This window comes from Leisingera sp. ANG49 (assembly GCF_059694505.1).
In genome coordinates this window covers 1-338 of record NZ_JCATZN010000073.1, presented here as the reverse complement: position 1 = coordinate 338, position 338 = coordinate 1, and the positions used below count along the sequence as shown (strand labels likewise).

1 pseudogene is annotated in these 338 nt (G+C 62.7%); it reads left to right on the top strand.

The features are described from left to right. Positions 1–338: pseudogene (locus tag AC58NV_RS23790) on the top strand (class I SAM-dependent methyltransferase); the annotation flags it as partial.

Sequence of the window (338 nt, the reverse complement as noted above, 5' to 3'; positions counted from 1 at the left end):
AGTCAAGGGCGTGCCGGATGGGGTGCAGACTGCTGACGCCAACAGCATTCTTCCCGCGGACCGCATCATCCGCCATGCCAAGACCGGCAGCCCGGCCTATCACGCAGACGTCTTCCGCCTGCACATGCTGCGCCAGACTGAATATGTCTGGGCCGACACCGATGCCTACTGCTGCCAGCCGTGGGACATCAGCGGCAAGCATTTCCACGGCTGGATCTCCGACAAGAAGCCGATGGTCAACAATGGCGTGCTGCGGCTGCCGAAAACCTCCAAGACGCTGAAGGCGATGCTGCGGTTCACCAGCGACGAATACCCTGTCCCGCCCTGGTACAGCGCGG